Annotated in this window: 4 protein-coding genes; all 4 read right to left on the bottom strand. The window is 58.7% G+C overall.

Annotated features, from left to right (window positions below; all coding sequences use genetic code 11):
* A partial coding sequence (locus ACKVOS_RS13390) for an FAD-dependent oxidoreductase (protein ID WP_409212490.1) occupies positions 1–538 on the bottom strand: 538 nt, incomplete at its 3' end.
* A 12-nt stretch (positions 539–550) separates the two neighbouring features.
* Positions 551–1861 carry a 2-oxoglutarate dehydrogenase complex dihydrolipoyllysine-residue succinyltransferase gene (gene odhB, locus ACKVOS_RS13385; protein ID WP_409212489.1) on the bottom strand — a complete coding sequence of 437 codons (1311 nt, stop codon included), beginning with the start codon at positions 1859–1861 and terminating at the stop codon, positions 551–553.
* A gap of 6 nt (positions 1862–1867) precedes the next feature.
* Positions 1868–4669, bottom strand: coding sequence for a 2-oxoglutarate dehydrogenase E1 component (locus ACKVOS_RS13380; protein ID WP_409212488.1), 2802 nt, complete (start codon positions 4667–4669; stop codon positions 1868–1870).
* A gap of 151 nt (positions 4670–4820) precedes the next feature.
* Positions 4821–5675 (bottom strand): succinate--CoA ligase subunit alpha (gene sucD, locus ACKVOS_RS13375; RefSeq protein ID WP_409212487.1); only part of this gene is annotated, 855 nt, incomplete at its 5' end.

Genomic DNA, 5675 nt, shown 5'->3' with positions numbered 1-5675 from the left:
CACCGATGACAACCATGTGCTTCGGCACTTTGGACAAAGTCAGCGCGCCGGTGGAATCGACGATGATCTTCTGGTCAATGTCCACACCGGGTAGTGGCGTGACCGAGGAGCCTGTGGCGATCATGATTTTCTTTGCGGTGTAGATTTTGCCCGCAACATCGATGCTGTTGGCCGACGTGAAGGCGGCGTGGCCTTTCAGCCAGTCGACCTTGTTTTTCTTGAACAGAAATTCGATTCCGCCCGTCAGCTCGTTCACTGCCTTGGTCTTTTCGGCCTGCATCTGATCGAGGTTCAGCGCCACGCCCTTGAAGTCGATACCGAATTTGGCGAGCGCACCCGAATGGGCTTCATGATAAAGCTCGGACGCGTGCAGCATCGCCTTGGACGGGATGCAGCCGACATTCAGGCAGGTGCCGCCCAATGTTTCGCGGCTCTCGACACAGGCGGTTTTCAGCCCAAGCTGCGCGGCGCGGATTGCTGCGACATAGCCACCGGGACCTGCGCCGATAACGATCAGGTCATAATCTTGTTCTGCCATATTATCGGCTCCTTAAAGGTCGATCAGCAACCGGGTGGGGTCTTCGATCGCTTCCTTGATTGTCTTCAGCGCGGTCACGGCTTCGCGGCCGTCGATCAGGCGGTGGTCGTAGCTGAGCGCCAGATACATCATCGGACGGATGACGATCTCGCCGTTCCGCACGACCGGACGATCCTCGATACGATGCAATCCTAGAACTGCGGACTGCGGGGGGTTGATGATGGGGGTCGACATCAGGCCGCCGAACACGCCGCCGTTGGAAATGGTGAAGGTGCCGCCGGCCATGTCTTCCATGGTCAGCGTGCCGGCCTTGGCGCGTGCGCCGAAATCGCCGATGGCCTTTTCAATATCGGCAAAGGACAGCTTGTCGGCGTTGCGGACGACGGGGACTACGAGACCGTTCGGCGCGCTTACTGCGACCGAGACGTCGAGATAATTGTGATAGACGATTTCATCACCGTCGATCTGCGCGTTGACAGCCGGGATGTCGTGCACGGCAAGCGCCACGGCCTTGGTAAAGAAGCTCATGAAACCAAGCTTCACGCCGTGCTTCTTTTCAAACAAATCTTTGTATTTCTCGCGCGCGGCTATCACTTCGCTCATGTCGCAGTCGTTGAACGTTGTCAGCAATGCGGCGGTTTCCTGCGCCGACTTCAGGCGCTTGGCAACGGTCTGGCGCAGGCGGGTCATGCGGACTCGTTCTTCCTGACGACCGGCAACCGCGGGCGCAGCAACCGATACAGCGGCGGCAGGTGCAGCGGCAGGCGCGCCCTTTGCAGCCGCAACAACATCTTCCTTGGTCAGGCGACCGTCTTTGCCGCTGCCCTTGATTTTGTTCGGGTCGATACCGAGTTCAAGCACCAGACGGCGGACGGCTGGCGATAAAGGCAGGTCGGAATTTTCAGCAGGTGCCGCCGCAACGGGCGCAGGCGCAGGTGCCGTCGCAACAGGCTGGGCCACAGCCGCAGCCGCAGCAGGTGCCGTCGCAACAGGCTGGGCCACAGCCGCAGCCGCAGCAGGTGCCGTCGCAACAGGCTGGGCCACAGCCGCAGCCGCAGCAGGTGCGGGCGTGGCCGTTGCACCACTGCCTTCTTCAATCGAAGCAATCACCGCGCCGACATTTACTGTCGCGCCTTCTTCGACGCTGTAAGCGCCCATGATACCGGCAACCGGTGAAGGCACTTCTATGGCAACCTGGTCGGTTTCAAGGCTTGCAATAGGTTCATCGGCGGCGACCGCCTCGCCCGGCTTTTTCAGCCACTGGCCAAGCGTTGCTTCGGTGATGGATTCGCCCAATACGGGGACTTTGACTTCAGTGCTCATGGGGTATCAGCCTTTTCTCTGACGGCGGATTTCAGCGCGGACATTATGACCAAGGGCATCGGCGACCAGCGCCGCCTGCTCGGCTTGATGGCGTTTTGCAAGGCCGGTTGCGGTAGCCGCAGCCGCCTTGCGCCCGGCATAACGCGCCCGGTTTGGACGCGATTTTGCAGCGGCAAGACATTCTTCGATAAACGGATCGACAAAGGACCAGCTTCCCGCATTTTTCGGTTCTTCCTGCGCCCATACGACCTCTTCCAAATTGGTCATGCGTTTCAACCGGACGGCCAATGGTTCGCCGGGGAAGGGATAAAGCTGTTCGATACGGACAATGGCGGTGTCCTTGTCACCCGCCGCATTGCGGGCCTCCATCAGGTCATAGGCCACTTTACCCGAACAGAGCACCAGACGCTTCACATCCTTGTCAGCAGGCGCATCGGGGTCGGACAATATCCGCATGAAATGGCTTTCACCCTGAAAATCCTCCGCCTTGGAAACCGCCATTTTGTGACGGAGCAGTGATTTGGGGGTCATCACCACCAATGGCTTGCGAAATGGCCGTGCCATCTGGCGACGCAGCAGGTGGAAATAATTGGCAGGCGTCGTGCAATTGGCGACCTGGATATTATCCTCGGCGCACAGTTGCAGAAACCGTTCAAGCCGGGCTGAACTATGTTCGGGCCCCTGTCCTTCATAGCCGTGCGGCAACAGCATCACCAGACCATTGGCGCGCAGCCATTTGGCTTCACCGGCGGCGATGAACTGGTCAATCATGGTCTGTGCGCCATTGGCGAAGTCGCCAAATTGCGCCTCCCAAAGCACGAGCGTTTTGGGTTCGGCACCGGCAAAGCCATATTCAAAGCCCAAAACGCCAAATTCGGAAAGCGGACTGTCGAGAACCTCGAACCGGCCGTGGGGCAAGGTCGACAGCGGTATGTATTTTTCTTCGGTGCCCTGGTCGACCCAGACCGCATGACGCTGGCTGAATGTCCCGCGGCCCGAATCCTGACCCGACAGGCGGACGCCATAGCCTTCGGAAAGCAACGCGCCGAAACCGAGCGCCTCGCCCGTTGCCCAATCGAAATTCTCGCCCGTGCTGAACATCGCCTTTTTGGCATCGAGCACACGGCCCAGCGTAGGGTGGATATTCAGCGTTTCTGGAACTGTCGTCAGGGTTCGGCCAAGACTGTCGAACAATTTTTTCGAAACACCCGTTTCGACATTGCGGCGTGCCGTTTCGGGGTCTGCGGGCTTGGACAGCCCGGACCAGCGCCCGCCAAACCAATCCGCCTCATTGGGCTTGTAATCGGCGGCTCCGGCAAATTCCTGTTCCAGCAAGGCGACAAAGCGCATCGCATGTTCATTGACCCAGTTGGCATCAATCACGCCTTCGACCTGCAATCTTTTGCCGTAGATTTCGCTGACCCCGGGATGGCCTTTGATGACCTTATACATCAATGGTTGGGTGAAACTGGGTTCGTCGCCTTCATTATGGCCGAAGCGGCGATAACACCACATGTCGATGACAATATCGCGGTGGAATGTCTGGCGGAATTCGATCGCAATCTTGGACGCAAAGGTCACTGCTTCCGGATCATCGCCGTTCACATGGAAAATCGGGGCCTGAACGCCTTTGGCGACATCGGATGGATAAGGCGATGACCGCGCATATTGCGGGCTGGTGGTAAAGCCGACCTGATTGTTGACGATGAAGTGCAGGCAGCCGCCGGTATTATAGCCGCGAATGCCCGAAAAGCCGAGGCATTCCCAAACAATTCCCTGTCCGGCAAAGGCCGCGTCACCATGCAGCAGCACCGGCAAAACCTGTTCATGCTTGCCAAGGTCGTCACGCGCGGTCTGGTTGGCGCGCACTTTGCCCAATACGACAGGGTTCACAGCTTCCAGATGCGACGGATTGGGGACAAGGCTCATATGCACCTTGATGCCGTCAAATTCGCGGTCGGTGCTGGTGCCCAGATGATATTTCACATCGCCCGAACCGCCGACATCGTCGGGATTGGCGCTGCCGCCCGAAAATTCATGGAAGATGATGCGATAAGGTTTGGCCATCACATTGGCGAGCACGTTCAACCGGCCGCGATGCGGCATGCCGTACACGATTTCCCGCACACCAAGCTGGCCGCCATATTTGATGACCGCTTCCAACGCCGGAATCATGGCCTCGCCGCCGTCCAGACCAAAGCGTTTCGTGCCTACATATTTGCGGCCCAGAAACTTTTCATATTGTTCGGCCTCGATGACCTTGCCCAAAATCGCCTTTTTGCCTTCGGGGGTGAAGTGGATGGCGGCGTCTTTGCCTTCCATCCGTTCCTGCAGGAAACGGCGCTCCTCCACATCGGCGATGTGCATATATTCAAGGCCGACCGGGCCGCAATAATTGGCGCGCAATATGTCGACCAGCTCGCGCACGGTGGTCCATTCCAGACCCAGTGTTCCGCCGACATAGACTTTCCGGTCAAGATCCGGGCCCGAAAACCCGTGATATTCCGGGGTCAAATCCGCCGGGATATCCTGCTTTGAAAGGCCCAGGGGATCGAGGTTTGCGGCCAGATGACCACGCACCCGATAGGTCCGCACCAACATCATGGCGCGGATCGAATCGTTCGCGGCGGCAACGGCGTCTGCTTCTGCCAAGGGCTTGCCTGCCGCTTTCGCCGCAGCTTTAACCTCAACCGCCATTTGCGTGGGGTCGAGCGATGCCGTCAGATCATCGGTTGCCGACAATGGCCAGTTGGTACGTTCCCAGCTGGGGCCGCGTTCCATTTCGAAATCCTGCTGCTCAAGACCCATATTCGTTCCTTTAATCCTCCCCGCTTGCGGGGAGGTTGCAGTTGCGAAGCAACTGACGGAGGGGCCCTAAGGCAATGGCGATGCGTGCCGAGGGCCCCCTCCACCACGCTTCGCGCGGTCCCCCTCCCCGTAAGCGGGGAGGATTTCCGCATTATCCCTTCAACACTTCAACCAAAGTCTTGCCTAATAACGACGGTGAAGCTGACATCCTTATACCTGCCGCTTCCATTGCGGCGATTTTGCTTTCCGCATCGCCCTTGCCGCCTGAAACAATTGCCCCGGCATGGCCCATACGCCGTCCGGGAGGGGCCGAGCGTCCGGCGATGAAGCCAGCCATCGGCTTTTTGCGGCCCTTTTTGGCTTCGTCGATCAGGAACTGCGCGGCTTCTTCTTCCGCGCTGCCGCCGATTTCACCGATCATGATGATCGACTTGGTGGCATCGTCGGCAAGAAAGAGTTCGAGGCAGTCGATGAAATTGGTGCCATTGACCGGATCACCACCAATGCCGACGGCGGTGGTTTGGCCAAGGCCTTCGGCAGTGGTCTGGAACACGGCTTCATAGGTAAGCGTGCCCGAACGCGAAACGACGCCGACCGATCCGGATGAAAAAATGCTGCCGGGCATGATGCCGATCTTGCATTCGCCCGGGGTCAGTATGCCGGGGCAGTTTGGTCCGATCAGGCGAGATTTTGACCCCGATAAAGCGCGCTTCACCTTGACCATGTCAAGCACCGGAATGCCTTCGGTGATGCACACGATCAGCGGAATCTCCGCGTCAATGGCTTCAAGGATCGAATCCGCAGCAAAGGGGGGCGGAACATAGACAACAGACGCATCCGCGCCGGTCGCCTGCTTGGCTTCCAGCACGGTGTCGAACATGGGCAGGCCGATATGGGTCGATCCGCCCTTGCCGGGGGTCACCCCGCCAACCATTTGCGTGCCATAAGCCAGCGCCTGTTCGGTATGAAAAGTGCCGGTCGCGCCGGTCATGCCTTGGGTGATGAC

Origin of the sequence: Sphingorhabdus sp. (assembly GCF_046154385.1) — a bacterium.
Taxonomy (GTDB): Bacteria; Pseudomonadota; Alphaproteobacteria; order Sphingomonadales; family Sphingomonadaceae; genus Sphingorhabdus_B.
Note: the sequence above shows the minus strand (reverse complement) of the source record. Positions and strands in the feature narration are given on the sequence as shown.

What these genes read in the sequence shown, in the direction of transcription:
- odhB (WP_409212489.1), bottom strand. Translation starts at nt 1,861, where the DNA reads ATGAGCACTGAAGTCAAAGTCCCCGTATTGGGCGAATCCATCACCGAA.
- ACKVOS_RS13380 (WP_409212488.1), bottom strand. Translation starts at nt 4,669, where the DNA reads ATGGGTCTTGAGCAGCAGGATTTCGAAATGGAACGCGGCCCCAGCTGG.